This window comes from Pseudomonas sp. HPB0071, from assembly GCF_000478505.2.
Classification (GTDB): domain Bacteria; phylum Pseudomonadota; class Gammaproteobacteria; order Pseudomonadales; family Pseudomonadaceae; genus Chryseomonas; species Chryseomonas luteola.
Map to the genome: position 1 here is coordinate 216,622 of NZ_KI517369.1, position 23,511 is coordinate 240,132.

At 55.4% G+C, this 23,511-nt stretch carries 24 protein-coding genes and 1 pseudogene; 19 read left to right on the forward strand and 6 right to left on the reverse strand.

The features are described from left to right. Positions 1-75: 75 nt before the first annotated feature. On the forward strand, positions 76-519 hold the full coding sequence (locus HMPREF1487_RS23905; RefSeq protein ID WP_010799364.1) for a hypothetical protein: 444 nt from the start codon (positions 76-78) through the stop codon (positions 517-519). 563 nt (positions 520-1,082) lie between these two features. On the opposite strand, the gene HMPREF1487_RS23915 is transcribed toward HMPREF1487_RS23905, so the two are convergent. Next, on the reverse strand, positions 1,083-1,406 hold the full coding sequence (locus HMPREF1487_RS23915; protein WP_010799366.1) for a hypothetical protein: 324 nt from the start codon (positions 1,404-1,406) through the stop codon (positions 1,083-1,085). Positions 1,407-1,736: 330 nt separating this feature from the next. Between HMPREF1487_RS23915 and HMPREF1487_RS23920 the strand changes: the two genes are divergently transcribed. From HMPREF1487_RS23920 to traN, 9 genes are all read left to right on the forward strand, one after another. Beyond that, positions 1,737-2,006 carry a hypothetical protein gene (locus HMPREF1487_RS23920; protein ID WP_010799367.1) on the forward strand — a complete coding sequence of 90 codons (270 nt, stop codon included), beginning with the start codon at positions 1,737-1,739 and terminating at the stop codon, positions 2,004-2,006. Between the two features lie 175 nt (positions 2,007-2,181). Further along, a complete protein-coding gene (locus HMPREF1487_RS23925; protein ID WP_010799368.1) occupies positions 2,182-2,910 on the forward strand; it encodes a thioredoxin fold domain-containing protein in 729 nt (242 codons plus the stop codon). Then, on the forward strand, positions 2,910-5,564 hold the full coding sequence (gene traC, locus HMPREF1487_RS23930) for a type IV secretion system protein TraC (RefSeq protein ID WP_010799369.1): 2,655 nt from the start codon (positions 2,910-2,912) through the stop codon (positions 5,562-5,564). Before HMPREF1487_RS23925 ends, traC begins: the two co-directional genes overlap by 1 nt. Continuing rightward, positions 5,561-6,097 carry a hypothetical protein gene (locus tag HMPREF1487_RS26490; protein WP_010799370.1) on the forward strand — a complete coding sequence of 179 codons (537 nt, stop codon included), beginning with the start codon at positions 5,561-5,563 and terminating at the stop codon, positions 6,095-6,097. The genes traC and HMPREF1487_RS26490 overlap by 4 nt, the downstream gene beginning before the upstream one ends. After that, positions 6,094-6,276, forward strand: coding sequence for a hypothetical protein (locus tag HMPREF1487_RS23940; protein WP_010799371.1), 183 nt, complete (start codon positions 6,094-6,096; stop codon positions 6,274-6,276). Before HMPREF1487_RS26490 ends, HMPREF1487_RS23940 begins: the two co-directional genes overlap by 4 nt. Then, positions 6,263-6,790, forward strand: a complete 528-nt coding sequence (locus tag HMPREF1487_RS23945) for a S26 family signal peptidase (RefSeq protein WP_010799372.1) — start codon at positions 6,263-6,265, stop codon at positions 6,788-6,790. The genes HMPREF1487_RS23940 and HMPREF1487_RS23945 overlap by 14 nt, the downstream gene beginning before the upstream one ends. After that, positions 6,765-8,123: a TrbC family F-type conjugative pilus assembly protein gene (locus tag HMPREF1487_RS23950; RefSeq protein WP_010799373.1), complete on the forward strand. Its 1,359-nt coding sequence runs from the start codon at positions 6,765-6,767 to the stop codon at positions 8,121-8,123. Before HMPREF1487_RS23945 ends, HMPREF1487_RS23950 begins: the two co-directional genes overlap by 26 nt. Further along, positions 8,120-9,148: a TraU family protein gene (locus HMPREF1487_RS23955; protein ID WP_256205780.1), complete on the forward strand. Its 1,029-nt coding sequence runs from the start codon at positions 8,120-8,122 to the stop codon at positions 9,146-9,148. The genes HMPREF1487_RS23950 and HMPREF1487_RS23955 overlap by 4 nt, the downstream gene beginning before the upstream one ends. Positions 9,149-9,162: 14 nt before the next feature. After that, positions 9,163-11,856 (forward strand): conjugal transfer mating pair stabilization protein TraN, encoded by a 2,694-nt coding sequence (gene traN / locus HMPREF1487_RS23960; RefSeq protein ID WP_010799375.1) that lies wholly within the window; start codon positions 9,163-9,165, stop codon positions 11,854-11,856. 58 nt (positions 11,857-11,914) lie between these two features. Here traN and HMPREF1487_RS23965 read toward each other — a convergent pair whose 3' ends face one another. From HMPREF1487_RS23965 to HMPREF1487_RS23980, 4 genes are all read right to left on the reverse strand, one after another. After that, positions 11,915-12,454: a hypothetical protein gene (locus HMPREF1487_RS23965; protein ID WP_010799376.1), complete on the reverse strand. Its 540-nt coding sequence runs from the start codon at positions 12,452-12,454 to the stop codon at positions 11,915-11,917. Between the two features lie 14 nt (positions 12,455-12,468). Then, entirely contained in the window at positions 12,469-13,266 is a 798-nt protein-coding gene (locus HMPREF1487_RS23970; protein WP_010799377.1) for a hypothetical protein, read from the reverse strand. A 113-nt stretch (positions 13,267-13,379) separates the two neighbouring features. Then, entirely contained in the window at positions 13,380-14,021 is a 642-nt protein-coding gene (locus HMPREF1487_RS23975; protein WP_256205781.1) for a hypothetical protein, read from the reverse strand. A 321-nt stretch (positions 14,022-14,342) separates the two neighbouring features. Next, entirely contained in the window at positions 14,343-14,666 is a 324-nt protein-coding gene (locus tag HMPREF1487_RS23980; RefSeq protein WP_010799379.1) for a DUF6794 domain-containing protein, read from the reverse strand. Between the two features lie 537 nt (positions 14,667-15,203). Between HMPREF1487_RS23980 and HMPREF1487_RS23990 the strand changes: the two genes are divergently transcribed. Beyond that, the gene (locus HMPREF1487_RS23990; protein ID WP_010799380.1) at positions 15,204-15,383 is read left to right on the forward strand and encodes a hypothetical protein; all 180 of its coding nucleotides are present in this window, start codon (positions 15,204-15,206) and stop codon (positions 15,381-15,383) included. A gap of 207 nt (positions 15,384-15,590) precedes the next feature. Then, positions 15,591-15,770 carry a hypothetical protein gene (locus HMPREF1487_RS23995; RefSeq protein WP_010799382.1) on the forward strand — a complete coding sequence of 60 codons (180 nt, stop codon included), beginning with the start codon at positions 15,591-15,593 and terminating at the stop codon, positions 15,768-15,770. A gap of 94 nt (positions 15,771-15,864) precedes the next feature. Here HMPREF1487_RS23995 and HMPREF1487_RS24000 read toward each other — a convergent pair whose 3' ends face one another. Then, complete coding sequence (locus HMPREF1487_RS24000) at positions 15,865-16,299, reverse strand: translin family protein (RefSeq protein ID WP_010799383.1); 435 nt, start codon at positions 16,297-16,299, stop codon at positions 15,865-15,867. Positions 16,300-16,662: 363 nt separating this feature from the next. On the opposite strand from HMPREF1487_RS24000, the gene HMPREF1487_RS24005 reads away from it, so the two are divergent. From HMPREF1487_RS24005 to HMPREF1487_RS26495, 7 genes and pseudogenes are all read left to right on the forward strand, one after another. Beyond that, entirely contained in the window at positions 16,663-17,028 is a 366-nt protein-coding gene (locus HMPREF1487_RS24005; protein WP_010799384.1) for a hypothetical protein, read from the forward strand. Between the two features lie 302 nt (positions 17,029-17,330). Next, positions 17,331-18,305: an AAA family ATPase gene (locus HMPREF1487_RS24010; protein WP_010799385.1), complete on the forward strand. Its 975-nt coding sequence runs from the start codon at positions 17,331-17,333 to the stop codon at positions 18,303-18,305. A gap of 13 nt (positions 18,306-18,318) precedes the next feature. Next, positions 18,319-18,867 (forward strand): hypothetical protein, encoded by a 549-nt coding sequence (locus HMPREF1487_RS24015; protein WP_010799386.1) that lies wholly within the window; start codon positions 18,319-18,321, stop codon positions 18,865-18,867. An 84-nt stretch (positions 18,868-18,951) separates the two neighbouring features. Then, positions 18,952-19,494 carry a hypothetical protein gene (locus HMPREF1487_RS24020; RefSeq protein WP_010799387.1) on the forward strand — a complete coding sequence of 181 codons (543 nt, stop codon included), beginning with the start codon at positions 18,952-18,954 and terminating at the stop codon, positions 19,492-19,494. A 95-nt stretch (positions 19,495-19,589) separates the two neighbouring features. Further along, a pseudogene (bet, locus tag HMPREF1487_RS24025) lies at positions 19,590-20,405 on the forward strand (phage recombination protein Bet); the annotation flags it as partial. Between the two features lie 322 nt (positions 20,406-20,727). Then, complete coding sequence (locus HMPREF1487_RS24030) at positions 20,728-21,750, forward strand: YqaJ viral recombinase family nuclease (protein ID WP_010799389.1); 1,023 nt, start codon at positions 20,728-20,730, stop codon at positions 21,748-21,750. A 225-nt stretch (positions 21,751-21,975) separates the two neighbouring features. After that, positions 21,976-23,433, forward strand: coding sequence for a DUF3150 domain-containing protein (locus HMPREF1487_RS26495; protein WP_010799390.1), 1,458 nt, complete (start codon positions 21,976-21,978; stop codon positions 23,431-23,433). The last annotated feature ends 78 nt before the right edge of the window (positions 23,434-23,511 follow it).

Here is a 23,511-nt window from a genome sequence, read left to right on the forward strand (position 1 = left end):
TGTTTGTGGCTCTTTATGACCACTAACACTTGCATCCCTGAAAACCCGTGAGACGTTGGTAGTACACCCCTTGAGATGCGCGAGGTCACGTCCAAGCAAACCGCTACTGCATTACACGTCTCTGATCAGATCTGGCTGGCCCAGTACCACTTGAACCTTCAGACCTGGAGTGCCTTCTTTCTGGCGCGTCTTCGTGGGCTGGATTCGATACGCCTGCGGGTGCTGGCAGGGCAGGTACCGGTCTATGAGGCGGGCCGCTATATCGATGCATTCGACCTGTGCCACGCCATCGGAAAGCGTGTTCGCTCTACGCAGATTGCCGAGCAGTGGGAGTACGAGGTGGCCTGTGAGGTGCATCGGGTTGCTGAAGGAATGTCGGCCTCGGATGCCGAAGTACTCCTGTATGCAGCAGGGCTCAATGGCGTCTCGCTCGATGAGCTTGAGTACGCATCCCTGAAAGCAATTGCAGAGGCGCGGGAAGCTGTAGAGGGTGCCTTAGAGGATATTCCTTTTATCTAGTGCTGGAGCTGAAGGAGCATGAATGTGAAGGAGAGCTATTTTGATCTCCTGTTAGCAGCCGCAATAGCCTGTGCACAGCACAGGCTCCTACTTTCGATTCATCCTTGCCCAGCGGCTGGGAGCGATGCTGACAAAGCTTGCAGTGCAGCGGTGTATAGCGCTGTCAGCGCGCTTGAGAGGCTGGCAAGGCATTGCCGAAAGACGGGGCAAGATGCTCGGCATTCGCCTCTCTTTGATGCCTTTGGTGATCTGGCTTATATCTACGAGACCACCTTTGAGCATGGTCGGGTTGTGCACTGTGAGTACTTGAGTCCAGAGGCTATTCGTACAGCCCTCGATCGTGGCAACACGCTCCTTTGCGCAGAAGGAGAGATCAGGGTTTCCAGACCTCGGGAAATCACGGATGAATATGGCATGCCACGCTGGGGCTATTTAACGGAGGTGCGTAGCAAAAAGGGCAAGGTGTGGACCTTCGAGGATACAGACCCTGCAAATAGAACCCATGACATCTATAGCCTACTGGCAGCCCAAGAACGAAATGATCAAGGCACAGCCTCACACGCTTAAATGGAGGTCACCCAAGCAGCTATGGGGATTAGGCTCAACAGGGCCAGAAAGATCGTATCGCCGAGTTCAGGGCGAAAATTACTTGAAGCGGAAACCATGATGTATCGAGCAAAGACGGCGACAGGCCAAGCCCAGCACAGTGTAATCGCCGTGATCCTCTTGGCTTCGTTTAAAAACCAAAAGAGGTCAATGAAGAGCGCTACTGTGCCAGTCAACCAGTAACCCAAAAAAGTGAGGAGTACGATCCAGCCTGCCATCGTGGTCAGGAGCGGGCCTCGTATGAAGGCGCTCAGGGGCAACCTCATAAAATCTTTGGTCATGGTTGCACTATGTTGGTCGTGAGGGGCAACTATTGATTAGCTGTTTCTAACACACATTACGGCAACCAACAAAAAACCCGCCGAAGCGGGTTTTTGCTGACCGTGCTCAATGTCCGTATCAAGCTGCCATCCTGGCCTGGTCATCATCCTTGACCTGACTGAGCGCGTCCTGCGTTCCATCCAATGCGCATAGATTAGTGATCTGCCGCTGCTGGAGAAAGAGCGGCTTTTCCTGTCGTCGTGTAAGCCTTTTGCTATAACCAAATACGCTGGTCAGTCCCCCTGAACGCGGCCTAACTCGGTACACTCTCTCTTTTCAGGAATGCGCCAATGCTTATTGTCCGTCTGCAAAGTGGTGTGACTTACACGCTTGAAAAATCGGTTGGCAATGCTGGCAAGCATGGCATTTGGGAGTTTCACCGAAGTGCCAACTCCTACATGCGTCCGCCGGATTACACGCCGTTTCGACATGCAGCTATCCTTCCGAGCGAGCCGATTGACGGCCAGTCGGTCAGCCTGTCGATCTGCAAACCTGGTATGCCCGAGGAGCAGTGGATCGAGGTAGGCGAGGGGACTGCAACCTACGATTCGGATCGCTGATCCAGCTGCCAGAAAAGGCAGAATTTACCCTCACAGCAGCTCCTGCCTGAAAATATTTTATTTTTTTATAGCCAAACCCCGTGGTTGGTACCCGCGCGGGTATCAACCACGACCATAGCCCGCCCCCTCTTGGGTTTACGCTTGCAGACCTCTCAAACAGCATCCCGAGGTCTGCATGTCTCGTCCAACTCTCAAACTTGCGCTCGCGTTTGTAGTAGGCCTCGGGCTGGCCGAATCGGCCCTGGCTGCCAAGCCTATTACCCCCCAGACCATCGAACAGGCAGCAAAGACCATTACCGGGCAGGCCAGCCTTCCGGTTGATGGCATGAAGGTGCTCCAGTCCGAGGGCAAGCTCTACTTCATCAGCGGCAATGGGCGGTATGTCTTCAGGGGTGAGGTATACGACACCTGGCTACAAAGCCATATCGACACCATTGCTCAGGCGCAGGAATCCTCCTCGCGCATCCTGCTCTCGAAGATGGGCGTCAAGGTTGATGACCTGCTTTCCATACGCATGGGCCATGGCGCAAAGGAAGTGGTGTTCTTTACCGACCCCCAGTGTTCCTACTGCCATGCGCTGGCCAATGAAGCCAACCAGTACACCAGCGAGTTCACCTTTGTGTTTGTGCCGGTCCCCGCACTGGGCGATGAGTCCAATCGCCTGATCAAGCGTCTGGCCTGCGCAAGAGATGAGCGCCAGCAGCTCGATGCCCTCCTGAACGGCACGATCGAGCAGCTCGAAACGCTCAACAAGTGCCCCGAAGAGAAATACGCCAAGTCCCTGGTGACCGCCAACCTGCTCGGAGTGGACGGTATTCCGTACCTCATCAGCGATGACGGCCGGGTTTCGCGTGGGCGCCCGAAAAACTTCGAAGCATGGCTTAGTGGCAAGGGGGATCAGTAATGGAGTTTATCAGCGTAAGAGAAGAGTACGCCGAGGGCATTATCCCGCGCGAGGTCAGGGCCTCCCAGCTCTCACCGGTGATCGCCTATGACGAGGAAAAGGAATACTTCTTCAACAACGACGGCACCATTGGGGTTGGCTTTATGTGCCGGCCGCTGCCGGGGGCGGACCAGGGTCTGCAGGACCGCATCAACAACATGCTCAATCAGGCCTTTCCCAACGACACGATCATCTCGTTTCTGCTGTTCCTGTCGCCGGAGATCGAGGCGTCCCTGGGGTCGATGGAGCAGCTGCGGGAAAACTTCCATCACCCGCTCCTGAGCGAGATCGTCAAGAACCGCGTCAGCTTTCTTAATCACCATACCCGTGAGCCCATGATTTCCCGTGGCCGCAAGGGCTACTTCAACAACGGCGTCATTCATGACCAGAAGCTGGTGATTACCCTCAAGATCCCGATCAAGGATCGCCTGCCGGGCAAGAAAGAGCTGGAGGAGCTGTTTACGGCAGCGGAAAAGCTGGAGTCCTCGCTCAACAATATCGGCTTTGCGCCGCGCAAGCTTGACGCCGACCTGCTCAAGCGCACCATGACCACCCTGCTCAACTGGGGCGAGCGCTCCAGCTGGCGCCTGGGTGAGGAGACATGGGATGAGACCTCGCCCATCAATGAGCAGATCTTTGACTATGACACCGACGTTGAGGTGAAAAAGACCCATCTGCGCATGGGCGATACCTACGCCAAGATCCTATCGGCCAAGCGCCTGCCCAAGACCATGTTTTTTGGTGACGCCATCGGCTATGTCGGAGACCTGAGCGGGCAGGGGCAGTCGATCAAGGAAAACTACGCCATCTGCTGCAACGTGTACTACCCCAATGTGCAAAAGCAGAAGAAAAGGCTGGACCGCAAGCGCACCCTGACGGTGAACCAGGCCTTTGGCCCGCTGCTCAAGATCGTGCCGGTACTGGGCGAGAAAAAGGAGAGCTTTGACGTACTCGAAAGCTCCATTCAGGCCGGTAATCGCCCGTTGCGCATGAACTACTCGGTCATCATCTTTGCGCCCACACTAAAGCGCGTGGAATCGGCGGCCACCGCCCTTCAGGATATCTGGGCGGAAAGCAAGTTCACGATGATGCAGGACAAGTTTATCCAGATGCCCATGCTCATCAACTCGCTGCCATTCGGTGCCGATCACAAGGCGGTTATTGAGCTGAACCGCTACAAGACCCTGACCTCCGAGCACGCCACGGTCCTCCTGCCGCTTTTTGGGGAATGGAAGGGCACCGGCACGCCTCATGTCGGGCTGGTCTCGCGCAACGGGCAGTTCATGTCACTGTCCCTGCACGACTCGGAAACCAACAAGAACGGCGTGATTGCAGCGGAGTCCGGTTCAGGCAAGTCGTTTTTTGCCAACGAACTTCTGACCGCCTACATGAGCGAGGGCGCGCAAGCCTGGGTGATCGATGCAGGCAAGTCCTACGAGAAGCTCTGCGACACGCTGGAGGGGTCCTACGTCCAGTTTGGAGAGTCTTCCAACATATGCCTGAACCCCTTCGATATCGTGGTGGACTACGAGGAAGACGAGGATGCCCTGGTCGCGCAGGTCATGGCCATGGCTTCGCCCAAGGGCAACCTTGAGGAATTTCAGATTGCTGAGACGCGCCGGCTCATGGGCGACATCTGGAGACAGAAGGGCACTGCGATGCTGGTGGACGACATTGCCGAGGCCTGCCTTGCCCATCATGACCAGCGCGTAAAGGATGTGGGCAGCCAGCTGTATGTGTTTACCAAGGACGGCAGCTACGGCAAGTACTTCCATGGCCGGAACAACATGCAGTTCACCAACCAGTTCACGGTGCTTGAGCTGGATGAGCTGCAGGGCCGCAAGCACCTGCGCCAGATTGTGCTGCTCCAGCTGATCTACCAGATCCAGCAGGCGGTGTATCACGGTGATCGCAATCAAAAGAAGATCGTCTTTATCGATGAAGCCTGGGACCTGCTCAAGGAGGGCGATATCTCAGAGTTTATGGAGCACGCCTACCGCAAGTTCCGTAAGTATCAGGGGTCGGTGCTGATCGCCACGCAGTCCATCAATGACCTGTATGAGAACCCGGTAGGCCGGGCCATTGCCGAGAACAGCGCCTTCATGTTCCTGCTGGGACAGACCAGCGAAACGATTGAGTCAGTCAAGCGCTCTGGCAGGCTAACCCTAACCGAGGGAGGCTTCAGTCTGCTCAAGACCGTACACACGGTATCGGGCGTGTACTCGGAGATCTTTATCCGCGGCAAGTCAGGTGTAGGCGTGGGTCGGTTGATCGTGGGGCCGTTCCAGAAACTGCTGTACTCCACCGATCCCAATGACGTTGGCCAGATCGACCGCTACCGGGCAATGGGGCTGAGCGTCACCGACGCCATCTATGCCGTCATGCGCGATCGGGGCGATCTTGCCAGCAAGGTGGATGAGGAAGCCATCGAGCTTGCGGATTCCCATACCCGCATGCTGCGCAGCAACCGCCCCAGAGACAGCGCACCTCAGACGGGACCCCGACTGGTGCCACTCACGCTCCCCGAGGAGCCAGAGGCTACCGACGAAGCCTCTGCGGCAAAGCCTGTATCCACGCCAGCCACTGCCACCGCTGAAGAGGAGGTCACTCCATGAGCCAGTCAATAGCACACCCGATTGCGGATAGTCCTGTGCAGCCTTCTCACAGAGAGCAACCAGTAGCAGATAAATCACCTTCTACAGCGCCGGAAAGTACAGGTTCGTCGGCCAAACCTTCAAGCCATGTTCCCCTTGAGCAAAGCTCGATGACGACCTTGCAAATGCTCATGCTGGTGGCACTAGTTAGCCTGTTCATTATCTGCGGCATTCTTTTCAAGCGGATCGTGGCGCTTGAGACCAGCCAGCCTTCGCTCGTGGTGGTGGACTTTGTGGCGCTGGCGCAGCGCTACAGCCGGGAAGGGGCGTCTGCCGAACAGGTTGCCCAGATCATGGCCAACACCAATCGGCGCGTGCTCGAACTCAAGGCGCAGGGCGTCACGGTGCTGGATGCCCGAGCGGTCCTAACCGCTCCTGATGATCTGTATCTGCCTGTTGAGCAGCTAGCCGCTTCTGGTGCGCCAGCCGCCGGTTCGGCTTCCGGCGTACCAGCTCTTAATCCCCTGTCAGCCCCTGCGAGGACTCAACCATGAGTTACCGAAACGACGCTGCCATGCGTGAGCAGCTAGCCCAGATCATTCTGGCCAACTGCCGTATCACCTTCAGGCTCAAGGAGGAGGGTCGCCCATCAGCCAGCAGCGCTGTACAGGATGCACCTGGCCGCGACACGTTCACTGGCCTCTCAGGAGAAGACCGCCATGAGAAGGTTTGATCGTATCGTCAACAAGAAGGAGTCCTGGGGCCGCTTCACGGTCAAGATGGCCCTGACCACGGCGCTGATCGTGGGCAGCGGGGCCATGTTCTTTTCCCGCTTTACCTTTGCCTATGACCCGCAACAGGTCATCAGCATCAAGGGCTACAGCTTTTACCTGATCGATCGCGGCGACAAGAGCATGGAGAAGGGCAAGCTCTACGCCTTTCACCCCAAGGTGATTCCGGGCATCTACACCCCTGAGCATCGACTGGTGAAGTACCTGCGTGGCGTGCCGTCGGATCAGGTCGAGATCAATCTCAAGGAGCAGGTCAAGGTCAACGGCGAGATCGTGGCCGTGGGCTTGGTGCATGCCGACAAGCTCGGGCGCTCGCGCTCGTCCTTTATCGGCAAGGGCACGCTGGGTCCCAACGCCTACTGGTTCATGGGGGATGCCCCGCTTTCCTTTGACTCCCGCTACTGGGGAACCGTGACCAAGGAGCAGATCATTGGACGCTCGTATCCCCTTTTCTAGGGCCATGCTGGCTCTTTCACTAGTGCTGGGGGCGGCCCAGGCCGCCTCTGGCGCTGACCTTCCTGATCTTGCAAACATGCCACCGGAAATCGAGCAGGGTCGCGACCTTCGCACCTTCCTGACGCCCCGGCAGGACACCGAGAAGAGCGCTGTGGTAGGCAGTACCCATCTGGGCAGTACGGCGCTGACCTCCGAGGATCAGGCCATTGTAGAGCAGGGCAAAGCTATTAGGCAGGGTGCTGGCGCAGCCATTGACCTTAATACGCTCAAGAACTCTTCGATGGACAAGGCCATGGGGGAGGCGACCGAGCTGGTGCGCTCAATGGAGGAAACCGATCCCACGCTACGGGCGGCCAAAATGGAAGCGCGCAAGAACGAGACCTATGCCCATCACTCCATGCTCCTGTTTGTCTCGCTCTCCCTGGGCAAGGCGGCGCTCAAGGAAGTCTTCGAGATGGCCTCCGAGCGTCAGGACGTGGTGCTGGTATTTCGTGGCGTACCGGAAGGCATGAAGCTGGACGAGGGGATGAAGCACTACCAGCACCTGATCGCCGAGTATGACCCGCTGCCCAACCTCGTAATCGATCCCACCCTGTACCGTGACTTCAAGGTAGCCGAAGTGCCTACGCTGGTTACGATGGGGCAGGGCAGCGACGCCCAGTTTACCGAAAGACACGAGCTGGCGCGGGTAGAAGGCTTGAGTTCACCCGAGTGGCTGGAAAAGCAGGTTGCTGAGGGTCAGACCGGCGATCAGGGCCGCCGGGGCCCGGTGATGGAGATTGCCGAACAGGACCTGATCCAGATGATGCAGGAGCGCGTGGCCTCGGTGGACTGGGAAGCCAAAAAGCAGGCTGCCGTCGGACGGTTCTGGCAAAAGCAGCAGTTCAACTACATTCCGCCTGCCTCACACTCGCGTACCCGCACCATCGATCCCAGCGTGACCGTGCTGCAGGATCTGACTGGCGCAGACGGCAAGGTCCTGATGAAAGCCGGTACGGTACTCAACCCACTGGATCAGGTGCCCTTTACGCAGGCGCTGGTGATCTTTGATCCATCGGTACCGGGCCAGATGAAGATCCTTGACCGTGTTCTTCCTGAACTAGCCAAACAGCCAAACATCAGGCAGCTGACCTATCTGGCCACCCAGATGGACAAGGAGCAGGGCTGGAAAGGCTATACAGACCTCTCCAACCGCTTTGAAGCGCCGGTGTACCTGGTGACCAAGGAGATCATCGAGCGCTTCGAGATCGAGCATACCCCCAGCATCGTGACCAGTGACGGCAAGGTGTTTGTGGTCAAGGAGCTGACAGCCAAGGACGGGAGTGCGCTATGAAGACGTCCTTTTGGAGAGCGCTATTAATGTGGACTGCCCTGGCCATTGGTTGGGGCGCACTGCCTTCTACGGCTACTGCAGCGGTGGGCTGCTACAGCGGTGATGTGATTGGCCCCAAGCTGATTACGGATATCTGCTGGGATTGCCTCTTTCCCCTGCGGGTAGCGGGCGTCTCTATCTCAGGCGAAACCAGCGGTGTGCCGGAGGGCGCCAGCAAGAAGTCGGCCTGCATGTGCTGGGATACCAACAACGTGCCGCGTCCGGGTATCAGCTCGGGTATGTGGGAGCCGGCACGTCTGGTGGAATTCCAGCGGGTATCGGGCTGCTCATCGGTACTTAACGGCGTGCGCTTTCCGTTTGACCGCACCTTTCAGGGCACGCATGGCTATGGCAGTGGCGGCAAGCAGGATGGCATGTTCATGCACTACCACTACTACGCCTTTCCGCTGCTGGTGATTCTGGATCTCTTTACCTCGGGCTGGTGCCAGAACGACGGCTACATGGACCTGGACGTGATGTACATGTCCGAGCTGGACCCGACCTGGAACAACGCCGAGCTGGCTTTCTTTGCCAACCCTGAAGCGGCTGCGGTGGCCAACCCTGTCGCAGCCACTGCCTGTAGCGCTGATGCCGTGGCGTCTGCTACCGGCAACCCCATTGAAAGCATGTTCTGGTGCGCGGGCAGCTGGGGCACGTTGTACCCGCTGGTCGGCAGCGTGCCGGGCAATCGGGGCGTGATCAAGGGCAGCTCGCTGCTGAGCGCGCGTGTGCTGGCAGCGCTTCATCGTCGCGGTCTTGCTTACGGGACCATGGGGGATGGCGCCATGTGTGGCGGTGAGATCACGCCAACGCTTCCCAAGAGCCAGTACAAGCTTTCCATCCTGCATCCACTGCCCGAAACCAAGAAGGGCCACAAGATTGGCGAGTCCACGCTGATCTGGGGGCAGGCCAGAACCATTCCAGCCGAAGGACAGGACCCGATCTACACGATCTGGCGCTGGAAAGACTGCTGCATGACTCAATAGGGGAGTGGTAGACAATGAACAGAACAGGGCTCCTCTATCGAACGACGGCGCTGGCCATGACCGGCCTGATGCTGTGGATGCCAATTGACCAGAAGCATGCGCAGGCGGCGGACATGGCAGCGGTTGGAAAGGCCGCTCAGGAATTTGGCAAAGAGATCACGCCTAATCCTTCTGACCTGGCTACCTACAGCGAGGATGGCACGCTCACACTACCGGGTGCCAACACCTCCCTTAACGTCAATGAGCTGTTTCCGGGCGGTACCGGCGATGAGGTCAACAAGTACTTCCCGCATGCTGCGGACCCTACGGATCTTCAGCAGCTCTACAACGACGGCGATGCGATGAACTCGGCTGGCACCGAAGCCCTGAGTACGCTCAGGTCCGAGCAGGACAGCGGTGAGGTGTCCTTGCAGGGGCAGGCCTTTGAGGTGGTTCAGGGTGCGCGAGCGGTGGGCAAGATGGATCTCACCAACGATCCCATGATGAAACAGACCAACCAGCTGTATACGGCCACCGACAGCGCGGATGGACTGTTTCCCGACTGCGATGACGGCACTGACCCGACCGCCAGCACCAACAAATTCCAGCAGTGCACCCGGCCCAACATGCCCAACGGCCAGTGCGAGGCGGACCATGACTATACCGTGGGCGTGATTGAGCACCATGCAGGACCCGCCAACCTCAACTCCTGTGGTGCAGGCTGCATGCAGCTGTGGATCGGCGAGGTGGGTGACAACTACTGGTCCGGCAACTGTTCGATCAAGGAGCAGTACACCGAAGTCACGGTGATCAATCCCGAGGCGGTGATCAGTGCCCAGCTCGAATACGCCAAGTGGGACGACTACATGCAGGTCTGGGTAGGGCCTGCCGGTCAGGAAAAACTCATCTGGCAGGGCCCCAACAATAACTTTCCGCCGGAGACGGCTGGTGCCTGTGAGCTGAACAAGAGCTGGACCGCCAACCCCCTGGTTGATGTCACCAGCCTGTTCAAGAACGTCAAGGCAGGCGCCACGGTGCGCTTCAAGATCCGTGTCTCGGTTACTGGGGAAGGGGAAGGCTATGGGCGTATCCGGCTTAACTATGACTCGACCAAGGCGGTAAAGGACAATGGCTGGGACCCAGCCGACTGCCTGGCGCGTACCAAGGAGGCAACCAAGTACTACAGCGATGTCTCCTACAGCTGCACGGAGATGCCGGCGCTGGATGGCGCGGGATGTATGACCCAGAACGGCGTCAGGGTGTGCGAGAGTGATTTCCCGAGTACCGGGCTTTCGGGTATCTCGCCCATGTGCCGCAGCATGACTGCCACGATCGATGCCAGTAAGTCCATCGACGGCTATGAGGACACCTGCACCCCGCTGGCTGACAATCCCCAGTGCGGGCTGGTGAAGTCGGTGTGCAGTGAGGCCACCGAGACGGGCGAGTGTATTCGCTTCACCGAGACCTATGACTGTGGTGCAGCGACCTCGAATGTTGCGTGCAAGCTCAAGATTGATCTGGCCGAGGCGTTTCCGGGCTGCGTGGATAATCCCGAGGCCTGCCAGCGCTCGGTGAGCTGCATGGGCGCGGAGTGCATTGGCATCACGCGAGAGGTCAGTCAGGACTTCGACAAGGCGGCATCACTGCTTCAGGCTGCGCAGTTCATGGGCGAGGATCTGGCCTGTGCCGAGGCCGATGCCACGACAAACGTTGAGTGCGAGATCTTCAAGGCCGAGCCGGGTGAGTGCAAGAAAGCCATCGGCGGCTCGGTGGACTGCTGCGAGCAGCCAACTAACGTCTCGGTAGGCGACTACCTGGCGTTGGTCCTGGCGGTACCCAAGATCGATTCAGCGATCATGAGCATTGAAAGCGGAAGTGCATTGGGCACCATTCAGAGCAGCTACGCCACCTTGCGTAATCCCGTAATCAATACCTTCCAGCCCATCACCAAGCCGTTCACCTCGTTCTACGACGGCATCATTGGCCTAAAGAATAAAGCCATCGAGACAGTTCAGAAGGAGCTAGCCGCTCAACTAGATAAACTTTTCTTTAATGCAATGGGAACCGCGGCAGAACAAGGCGGGACAGGAGCTGCGGGGGCCGCAGCTGGTGAGGCTACAGATGCCATGCTAGGTGAAACAACTGGGGGAGAGATTGTACAGGGCGCATCAAGCGCCTTAGGATTTCTCATGACTGTTTATACAACATATGTTGTGGCGATGATCATCATAGAAATGATCTGGGAATGTGAGCAAGAGGAGTTTGAGCTTAATGCTCAGCGTGAGCTGGGTAACTGCCACAAGGTCGGCAAGTACTGCAAGACCAAGGTAGCGGGACTCTGTATCGAGGAGCGCGAGTCGTATTGCTGCTTCAACTCACCGCTGTCCCGCATCATTCAGGAGCAGGCCAGACCTCAACTCGGCAAGAACTGGGGCGACGCCGAGGAGCCGGAGTGCGGTGGGCTTACGATCGACGAGATTGGCCAACTCAACTGGGACACCATTGACCTTACTGAGTGGGTCAATCTCCTGAACCTGCACAACCTCTATCCGACTACCGAAAACGTCACGCTGGAAACACTCACAGGGCAGGGCAGTCTCCTGAACACCGATCAGCTGCGTGAAAACAGCGTAGATCGTACTGTCCGGGCTACCAATGAGGTAGACCTCAAGGGCGCGGCCAAGCGAGCAACGGATGCGATGGCTGCACCAGGAGGGCTGCAGAATTAAACGGAACAAGTAGCTGTAAAAAGGGGACCTATTAGGTCCCCTTTCTATTTACACCCTGTTAAACCCGGTTTGAATCCTTGAACCTCTGGATGGCAGCGCATAGAGCTTGGGCTCTGGCTAGTGCATCCTGGTACATGCCTGTATCCCTTGAAATCGGCTTGTTGAGGTTCAGGTAGAGATACAGGGCAGGGCGGTAGGCGGTGACCAATTTAACCGCCACCATGAACAGCGTCCTGCTCTGAAGCTCCTCCCACGGAAACAGCTGCCTGTCTTCTTCGGTCAAGGTCTCGATGACTTCGACCGAGATGATCTGATCAGGCGCGAGGGACTTGCGGCCAAACACGCACTTCCGGTGATTGGCCGCGACAAAGACCGGAAAGCCATGCTCGGTGTAGCACTGGCCAACGGTAAAATTGATCAACCGTCTGGCCTTTGTGCCAAGGTGCGCAATTAGATTCTTTTGCAGCTCTGGATCATAGGGGTCCACCGATACGGTTTGCGGCTCGATCTTGAGCAGCGCCGGCCCTCTGACTCGCAGTCTGGCCAACGCCTCGATCGCTTCCTGAAGCTCATCCGTCTGTTCCGACTTCATTGTCATGACCTGAGCCTCGGTTAAGCTTCAGGTACGACAAAATAGTGAACCTTGCCCTTATGAAAAATCATGGGTGGCGAGACCTTACGCACCGGCGCAGCGTAGACATATGCCCAGTCAGGAAGATGCTTGCTTACGTTTAGCAGGAAAGACTGCTTGTCAAAAGCATCAGCGTCGTATGTACTTTCAAAAAGAACTTCATCTTTAGCACTGAAACGGTAAACCTTTTTCTCGGCTGTCATTAAAGCTTTAGGGGCTTGATAAACATCTGGGCTTTTTAATCTTGCTTTAAAGACACATTTTCTATCAGGCGAATCGGCACTTTTTGCACAGCCCGGACCAACCCCAGCTACTAAATATCTTTTGCCAAGGAAGTCTTGGTATCCAACCGCAGAGGCTACGAAACCGTCCATCTCTTCAAAGGCCTTCTTGTAAGCCTCACCTACCATTTTCGCGAACTTGTCTGAGGCCTGGTCTTTGTTCCCCAGACTCATCGGCGCGAATGCTATCACTGCATCTTTTTGCTCCGGTGCCGCAGGGCTAAACAACCACGCAGCCAAACCTACTCCAAGCGCAGCACCACCGCCCATGTTGAAGCCATGGGAGGAGGCCAGCACGCTTGTGTTAAGGCCGGCGTCGGTTACAGAACTCAACGAGGCGTCGTACTCGGCCTTGGGTACCTTCTGATCCTCAAGGCGTAGTCCGCCTGCGGTTGCTACCTGCCTGGCATAACTGCCGGTAGGCTCTGAAGAAGTGCTGGCGCATCCGGTCATGATGGCCGCGGTCAGCAGTACAGATGCAATCTTTAATGTGTTCATGGCTGTTCTCCCCCGTTCCCTTGAAACTACCAGTAGATGTCCTGTGAGCAAGTCTGGCGCCAAAAAAAGAGCGACCTAAGCCGCTCAATATAGACACTCTTCATTGATCTCGCCTAAACCGGCACCGGCTCTGTAAGGTCGTCCTCAGAATCGGGATCACCTTTCTTTCTCAAGTCCCCTGGACTGGACTCGCTGGCTCCCGGCAGCGCATCGTCAATACCGTCCTGAGGGTTCATTGCTTCGTTCAACGAGGCGGCGGCATCGTTTTCATCTGCTCGCGCAGGAGCGGTTTTGTCTACCTCCTCCTGCTTGCCCCGCTTGTGAGCGTCAATGCGGGCATTTTTCTCGATGCTGATGATGCGGCTGGAAAGGCGAGAGATATTGTTGCGCCAGTCATGCAGGGCTTTGGTACGCTGACGTGACTCCAGAAAGCCATTCATCCACAGGACGTCGATCATCTTGACCATGTGGTCGAACTTGAGCAGCAGTTTGGCGTACTGCATGGCCAGAGGACTTGTAATGTCTGCATGGTAGATGGCCGGATTCGAGTAGCCGGAATTCTCATCAAGCTCATGCTTCTTGTTGAGTTCGGTAATCTGAGCAATCTGCTTGTCGATCAGATCTTCACTGTTCTTGATGAGTTTACTGATGGTCAGAAGCGCCTTGTCGACTAACTTTTCCTCTCCAATGATCTGCAGGATCACTTCAATGGAAAAGCACGAATAGGAGGTGCGACTGAAAGTACGTTCAAACATTTTTTGCGCGTGGTCAGAGGCAACCTCAATTGACCGTCGCAGTATGGGCCGGGAATAGCTGCTGGGCATAACCGACGTGCGGGTGAGCTGAATGGTCTTTTTTCCTGATGGCTCGGGTATTGAACCGGGCGGAATGGTCATATCGTTCATAAGGCAACCCCTGTGGATTAGTGCAAGGATCACCGTACTACAGGAAATGCCGTCCAAAGCCTCGTGGTTGATACCCGCGCGGGTACCAACCACGGGTTTTGGGGTCAAATATTTTCGAAAATTCGGTTTGACAGATCGGCGGTCCTGGACTTGTCCTGCATTCCGTACACGTTAATGGAGGGTCTGGTAGACGCCTTCTATGACCTGCTTTGAACGAAGCCAAACCCATAGCGCCCGAATGATAGCCATCGAGGCATCGTCAGGGTGCCCTCCCGCTGGACAGGCAGCCTTGAGCAGCTTCTCGTTTCCCTTCCAGAGGCCGAATTCGTTGCGGATGGCCATGCCCAACCCATAGTGGCAATGGATCAGCTCTTCTTCCGGCATTTCGCGAACGGTACTCTTGGATTCTTCACTGAGCATGGCCAGGAGCTGCTCGACAGCCGCCTCAACAGTGGTAGGCCAGCGTTCTGTGTCTGGGATAGCTGGATCTTGCATTTGAAGTTCTCCGGTAATGTCACTACTACCGTACCCCCGAAACCTCTGGATGCAAGTCGGCTCAAGGTCGTTGGCGGGTACAGCTGTATTAACGCCCACGGTGCTTCACATGCTTGATTGCACCTGCTAGAACTTTTTAAGTTCCCGTGCCCGCGCGGGTATCAACCACCGCTGTTCAACACAGAAAAATACGCTACTCTTGCTTTCACGTGGCAGCTACCACGTTAAGCCTCAGCATCCTTTAAGCAGCACCACGTGAGCATTGTGCTCAACGTTATCGCACCACCAGCCCGCGCTTTTTCTCGTGCGTCTGGCTTTGCCTTTCCCTCTTGAAACCGATCCGCCAAGTACCCTGGGTCCGAGTTGTCGCTCCGTGCCTTTGGTTGATCGGTTTCACTCCCCTGTGGAGCGAAAAGAGGCTGCATACCTCCTAACAATGCAAAATTAGCAACATCCTTTAGATGTTTTTTAATAACCCCTCGGGGCGTCACTGCCCTGTCCGGGGAAAAGTGCGCTCTGAGATTAAGGAGCGACACTATGATCACCACCGTTCGGTTTAAAGCTGTTGCCGAAGATCTGCGGAAAATCGGTACGACGGCTGTAGCAGCAGGCCTGATCAGCGTCTTTGTGAGTGCCTCGACTGTTCTATCCATCTGCGCTACATTGTTGGGTGCAGGCCTATGGGTTTTAGGCATCTACCTAACAAAGGAGGACTGAGAGATGAGCCAAACAGCAGCTGGTCTATTAGTCTTTGCGATTATCTTTTTTACCATGGGGGGTACGGGTTTGTACGCACTATGGTGCCAGAAGCGTTCTGAATCAGAAGCCCGCAAGGTGCTTCGCGAACGGCATTCCTGATGCTTGAAACAAAAAGCCCCTTCTAGGGGCTTTTTTTTTTGCCTTCTACTGGTTGAGGCTCGAATTATGAAAAGCGTTTCAGATATGCAGGAAGAGTTGGAAAGGGAACTCCGAAGGGAAGAAGCCGAGAGCAATGCCCGCTACGAAAAGGCTTCCCGGATTACCTGGCAAGACATAGCCGCCGTTGTCGGTTCTGTTAGAGCCACCTCTGTTCTGACCATCCTGGCGCTGTACTATCTAGGGTGATACGCAATATCAAAAAACCGCCCTCTGGGCGGTTTTTTTATGTCCACAATTTGTAGCGAGCCATGCTCTAGGAAGAGAGTGTGTTCACGCCTATTTAATACAGGCCCGTAGCGCTATCAGGCTCAAACACAGGAATACTGTTGGCCTTGATCATGTTGTAACTCAACATGAAGGGAACACCGCCACTCGACTCGAGGGTTTGAGTTACCCATCCAATCGGGTTATTGAAACATGAGTTATCAGGGCTGAGCACTCCAATCGCGGCAGTATCAAGGTCCCACGTTACATCTCCCCAATGCCATCCTAGACCCCGGACGTACTGGTTACCCAGTAGTGCTCCAAGAGCAAAGATCATGTCATCATCAAGTGATAGTCCAGTCTCTTTAGCCTCCCGAATGAACTCGGTAATGGTTGCTACAACCTGATCAGGTAACTCATCAGAAGCTATGGAGAGATGGGTGCGAGCAGTCTGATCCAGTTCAGCCAGTTGCTCTCTAATGCTCTCATCAATTTCCTTGATTTCAGTCATTCAAAATCCTTTTCATGATTTATGGAGGAGCCAATGATACGACTTTCAAGCCTGCTCGCTATATTGAGTTTGCCAAGGCAGGTATTAACTGAGTGCGACTGCTCCATCTGCGGCCTGGCTTTAGCATAAAGATTGTTGACCTTCGGCTATCGTAGCTAAGTGCTCGAGCATTTTTCTTCAAGTTCGTGCCCGCGCGGGTATCAACCACAGCTTTTGCCTTTCAAAAAATACGCTACTGTAAATCTATCACTCGCTCTGCGAACTGATAGTGGCTGCTACCACTTTAAGCTTCAGCAATATTCCCAATCTGGGGGACCACTCCCAGACACTGGTGAGTACCCCCTTCACTGAAGGAAACTCACCATGTATTCAATACTTCACCTCGTATTGTTTGTAGGCGCTGTAGTGTTCATTCTGGGTATAGGTTTTGGTGTGGCTTACTTGCTCGTCAAGTACTGCGTATGGCTGACCCAGACACTTGAACAAGGCATCGTCCTCGGACTGCGACGGCTGGGTAAGCTCAGTCGTAAACTGGCATGTGTTATTGGTAAAAGAAGCTGGGCTTTGATCCAGCATCTGCTTACTCGTAAAGTAAAGGCTCCTGCGGCGCCAGCTCCGGCTGATGTTGTGGAAGCGGTCGCAACGCCCTGCTTCTCCAACGAGAGCATGAATTGGGACCACTTAGAGAAGCCTACCTACTTGCGCCGGGGTCTCTTGATCTCTGTGTAATGTCTCCTCCGGTATCGCTCTGATCTGTTCATCCCCCTGGGGTGACGGATCAGACGATACCCCTCCAAGCCCCCAGCGGCTTTCCAGCATCGGCTAACCTGATCCCCCAAGCGTACTGGCCTCCAGTGCCTTTGCGTGATCCGGTTTTTTACTCCCCGTGAGTAAAGAAGAGGCTGCATACCTCCCAACGATGCAAGATTAGAAATCTCTTTTAGCACCACCCTTTAGCGTTTCCCTTCAACCCCTCGGGGCGTCACCTGACTCCCCAAGGAGCTGGTGTGCCCGTTTTCTGGAGTCTCACCATGCAAGCAACAAACAACGGTCTGGTTAAGTTTCCGCTGGCGTCCACGTTCAATATCGAAGTGCGTGATAATGCGTCGATCATGGGCTTTGCGGATACCACCAACCCTTTTATCCCCGAGATCAACTCGTCCTATGTGTTCCGCAAGGAATTTGTAATCGAGTTTCGGGCATTTCTGCACCAACCTGATGGCGATGCCTACTACGTCACCGGGCCTACGGGCTCCGGCAAGACCAGTGGTATCACCGAGGTACTCGGTCGGCTTAACTGGCCGGTTCAGCAGGTAACAGCTCACGGACGTATGGAGCTGTCTGATCTGATCGGGCATCACGCTCTTGTGAGCGCGACACCTGGCGCAGCACCCACCATGCAGTTCATGCACGGGCCTCTGGCTCTGGCCATGAAGCATGGACATGTGCTCCTGATCAATGAAATCGACATGATGGACCCTTCGGAGCTCTCAGGTCTTAACGACATTCTGGAAGGTCGCCCTCTGGTGATCGCTCAGAACGCCGGCGAGATCATCAAGCCTCATCCGATGTTCAGGGTGGTGGCTACGGGTAACTCTGTTGGGCAAGGTGACGCCTCGGGGCTGTATCAGGGCATCTCCATGCAAAACATCGCGTCAATGGACCGTTATCGTGTTGCTGTCGTGGATTATGACGAAGCCGTGGATGCCCTCATTCTTGAGTCAGCCTTTCCAAAGCTTCCGGCCATCCTGCGTAACGGCATGATCAAGGTAGCCCAGCATGTTCGCCAGTTGTTCAAGGGCGAAAACGGTCAGGGCGGCAGTATCAGCGTCACGATGTCCACCCGGACATTGAAGCGCTGGGCCACGCTTACCTGCATGTTCAAGGGACATCCCACTGCTTTGAAGTACGGTCTTGAAATGGCGCTCCTGCGTCGTGCCAAGCCCGAGGAAGTAACGGCGATCATCCGATTAGCATCAGATGTCTTTGGCAGCGAATGGGCCTAAGGAGGATACCCCTGTGGTAAGTGCAACCTCCGAACGCTCATGCAATGTCAACTGGATGCTGTCCAATACGGTGTCTGGCAAGGAACTGGCTGCGGTTGGCCAGGTGTTTGTCGACTCGTTTATGGATTCTCTGGAATTACTGGGTATTGCAAGGCCCCATGAGTCTCATCTGCTGTACCGGGATGATCTGGAAAAGGCCTCCATTACACGGGCAATGCTGGGTAGCCCTGGGGCTGGAGATAACAACGTCTGCCCTGAGAGCTTGAACGGTTCAGGTGAAATCGATCTGGAGGATGGCGTCTATCGTCCGCTTCTACTCCTGCTGAAAGCAGTGCGGGATGTAAAGCAGGCAGGCTATCTGCTGGAGATTTTGCTTAGTGCTACCGCTGACTTTGAAGTGATCGAGGCAAGCTACATGGCCCTGACTCAGTTCATAGATCAGAACTGTCCTGATCCTGCTGTGCTGGGTGGATTCATTGCCGATGCCATGACCCTGGATCTGGATAAGTCGGTATGGGCCGCTCAGCTCGAAAGTGTGGCTGGAGAGGACTTCTACTTATAACCGTCGCTGGCAACAGCGATTCCCAACAGGGGTACTTACCCCTTTGGGTGGGTACCCCCTTCTTTTTGAGTGAGGAGGGTACTTATGAATCAGATTGCTGAAACCTCTTGTGTGGGTAACGAAGCGTCCCTGGTTAACGTTGATATCTGTTGGTGGTTCCGGCATGCGCAAGCGCCGGAAAGCTTTCCCCGGATGCGCAATGTACTGGTCGATTCGTTCAGTAAGTCCCACAGCAGGTTGGGTATTGCTCAATCCGATCTGCCGTACATGTTGTACGACGGTGATTGGTTTGAAGACACCATTTTGCTGGCACCGCGCGGTTATAACCATAACAGCGCAACAGGAACCTGGACCTGGAGTAACTGGAGCAGCATCCGTATTGAGACGTTGACTGGACACGGCGAAATAGGCGTTACCGTGGGTAGCTATCGTCCCCTGCTGATGCTGATCAAGGCTGCAAGGGATCTAGAGAAAGCAGGGCTTGAGGTTGAGCTCCTGCTTGAAGCGGACGATTCGGAGCAGCTTGAGACAGATGTAGGTTTTCTGGGTGAGTACTTCAACCAGCGGCCTGATCGTGTATTGCATGCTGATTTTGTCAGAGATGCCATGAGGCTTGGCCTTAAATAGCGTGACTTAACCATCGCCATTACTGGCGATTCCCGGCAGGGGTACTCCCTTGTCAGGGGCAGTGCCTCTGTCTTTTTTGTATGGAGAGCACTGAAATGGCAACACAAACAGTTCAAAACGTTGAAACCCTGTCCGAAGCCAAAGGCAAGCGATTGCTTACCCGAGTAGCTGAGCGATATGGCGTAGATGAAACGAAACTGATGACTACCTTGAAAGCGACAGCCTTCAAGCAGCGGAACGGTTCAGGTCCAACCGACGTGCAGATGATGGCACTGATGACTGTGGCCGAGCAGTACCAGCTTAACCCCTTCACCAAGGAGATCTATGCCTTTCCGGACCGTAACAACGGGATTGTTCCGGTTGTGGGTGTAGATGGCTGGTCGCGGATCGTGAACTCACATCCTGAGTATCAGGGCATGACGTTTAACTACTCCGCGTCCATGGTGAGACCTGATGGTGCGAAAGTGGATGCCCATGAATGGATCGAGTGCGTGATGTATCGCCGGGACAAGGAACATCCCACGATTGTTCGTGAGTATCTGGATGAGGTCTATCGCAACATCGACGGGCCCTGGCGTACGCACCCCAAGCGGATGCATCGTCACAAGGCCATGATCCAGTGTGCACGGCTTGCGTTTGGGTTTGTCGGGATCTTTGATCAGGACGAGGCCGAACGTATCAGCGAAGTCGACATCAGCAACAAGGTCAGTCGAGTCGTTGAGGGAGAAGCCAGGGCAACAGCCGAACCGGCTCTGTCTACTGGACAGTGCTTGAATATCGGGATTGTTGTTGATCGCCTGATTGAGCGCGCCAAGCCGGTAAATGCCTGGCAGAGCGCTTATGAGTGGCTAGGGAAGCGTTTCTCAGGGGCTGAGCGTGAATACGCCATCAACCGCCTGCGTGAGGCTGAGCTATGCAGTGCAACCGAAGCCATACCCGAGGCCGACCCCGTGTCTGCCGAGGATGTGACCTCAGGTGTACAGACCACGCAGTCTGATGAATCCTTTGATGATGCCCACGAGGCTGAATCTGGGATGGATCAGACGGCTCATGACATGTCAGAGCAGGACTCGGAATTTGCCGGGCTCTTCGCTGACATCAAGGACTCACTGGAAGACGCCGAAGGCGCCTATATCCCGTGAATCCTTGAGTAAGTAAACCCACCCACTGGGGGAGTATTCCCCTATGGGGTGCTCCCCCTTTTTTTCGCATCACTTAAAAGAGGTAGAGCACATGGGCTACAACATCATCAATCTGTCGCAAGGCTCTGATGAATGGCTTAACTGGCGTAAGAGCGGTATTACCGCAACCGACGCCTGCATTCTTCTGGGACGCAGCCCCTACAAGACCCGCTGGCGTTTGTGGGCCGAGAAGGTTGGGTACTGTGAAGAAGTGGACCTTTCCGGTAATCCTCTGGTGCGCTATGGCATCAAGCACGAGGACGATGCCCGAAAGGCCTTTGAGGACCATACCGGTGATCTGCTGTTGCCGGTATGTGTCGAGTCGGACAGGAACATGCTCCTGCGAGCCTCCCTGGACGGTCTTAACAACGCTGGCGAGCCGGTCGAGCTCAAGTGTCCTTCCGACAAGACGTGGGAGGAGGTCTGCCGGCTCGGTACCGAATCGGAGGCGTACCAGCTCTACTACTGTCAGGTGCAGCACCAGATGCTGTGTACAGGGTCCCGCCGCGGTTGGCTGGTCTTCTGGCACGGCAATGATCCGCTGCAGATCTTTGAGATCCCCCTTGACCGTGACCTGCTCGCGCAGCTCATGACCGAGGCTCAAGGCTTCTGGCAGGACGTAAGCCTGCGTAATGAACCGCCCAAGGATCCGGAAAAGGACTTCTATCTGCCGTTAGGTGAGGAAGCCACCCGCTGGATCTACGAGTCGGAACATTATCGGTTGTATGAGGCGCGTATTGCTGGACTCAAGGCTCAGATAAAGGACCTTGAAGCCTGGCAGGACAAGCATCTTGAAACCATGACCGAGATGATGAGTGACTTCATGAAGGCCGACTATGCCGGTGTTCAGATCACCCGCTTCAAGGTTCAGGGCCAGATCGACTACAAGAAGGCGATCGATGCCAATCCCCGTGTACAACAGATGGTGGATTTCGAGAAGTACCGGAAAAAGACCTCGGATCGCGTTCGAGTCACGGTTCGTGAGGAGCTGGCGCCCAAAAGTGTTGTGGAAGCGTCGGTATTGGCCCCTCTTGAACACGCCTCGGCTGAGCCGGAGTCCTTTTACCTGAACTGATGCAGTAGGCGAGCTTTGCTCGCCTTTCCAGAGCGTCCTGACAAGGGCGCTGCGGAAAGAAGATTTCTCTCCCCTGTGGAGCGAAAAGAGGCTGCATACCTCCTAACGATGCAAGATTAGCGACACCCTTTAGCAAGACCTTTTAGCGACACCTTCAACCACCCTACCGGGGCATATCTGTCCCGTATGGGCTGGATATGTCTGCGGCTTTCCGAGGATATATCCATGACAGTTGACAAGGCATTACTGCAAGAGCTGGTCGTTGTGAACGCTGACTACGATATCTGGAGCGGACAGGTTCGCCTGGAAGACAAGGATATCAAGTTGGGTGAAGGCGGCGAGCTACCCCCTGACCGTGTGGCTCAGCTGGGTAACAAGACGATCTGCGATCCGGCATCGCTCAAGGTGTTTCGCTCGCTTCGCGGTGCGACACGCCGGATGCTGGAGGGCTATGGACTTCCTTTCCTGACCGGATGGGCCGTTCCTCGCAGCAAGCTTTCGGAAATACTGGGCAAGCTTGAGACGGCTCGAATCACCTTCGAGCAGGAAAAGCAGGCTTTTTTGGGCAACTACGACAGTTCTATCCAGAACTGGATTGCGAACAATGTCGGCTACGAAGAGGCTATTCGTAACGGCGTACTGGACCGCAGTAGCGTAGAGAAACGTCTGAAGTTCGATTATCAGGTGTTTCATATCCAGCCGGTGTCCGGCGAGCCAAACGCTGAGAAGCGTCTGGCAGACCAGACCAAGGGCCTTGCAGGTCAACTGTTTCGGGAAATCGAAACGGAAGCGGACGAGTTTTATCAGAAGTACCTTCGTGGTAAGGCTGAGATCAGTGTCCGTACCCGCAAGCGTCTGGAATGCCTGGCTGACAAGGTGGATGGTTTGAGCTTTCTGAACCGGGTTTTCGAGCCTGTCGTAAGACTGCTCAGGGAAACCGTTGATGGCTACGATCAGCACGCTGATCAAGGCCCCATCGGTGCACCATTCTTCTTTCAGATCCATTCGGTCGTCACGATCCTGTGTGATCAGGCGAAGATGAAGGACTTTGCAGACGGCAATATTGCTGCTCAGCCTGACGACGACGCCTTTGACGTTGATATTCCTCTACAGCTGCCCACGGTAGCTCAAGGAACATTTCCCTCAATCGTCAATGGAACTCGTGCACGAGTAAGGACTGGACGTCTCGGCTCGCGTGAAATCCTCTGGTCCCAACCGTTCGATGCTGAGCTTTATGTTCAGCATGACGCCAAGGGTCAGGTATGCGAGCTGGCACTCAAGGATGTGGTATTTGCCTTCTTTGATCCTCGTCAGCATGCAGAGACCCCGTCCCTGCTTGTCGCTGAGGATTACGCGCTTGAGATCCTTGAGATCCTGCCGGAAGCAGTACCTACGGCAGTTGAATCCCCGGCATCGGCTCCTTTGGTGCCTGGACAAGGCAAGCCTGTTCAACAGAGCTTTGATCTGGACGAGCTTCTCCATGATATGGATTCGTTCTTTGACAGGGCTGTGAAGAAGCCTGCGGCACCTGCTCCGGCAGATTCCGCGGTTGTTTCACCTACGGTTGCATCACCTCTTTCCGAGTCATCGGTCAAGGATGTGGCACAACCGGTAACACAGGCTCAGCCTTCGAATGCTCCGGCGTTCGAAATGCCCGAGCTTGAGGACAACTACTACCTCTAGTAGCTGTTTCTTTCCCCCCATGGCGGGCCATTCCCGCTACTGGGGATGGTCTGTCCTCCTTTTTTCAAAAAATGAGGT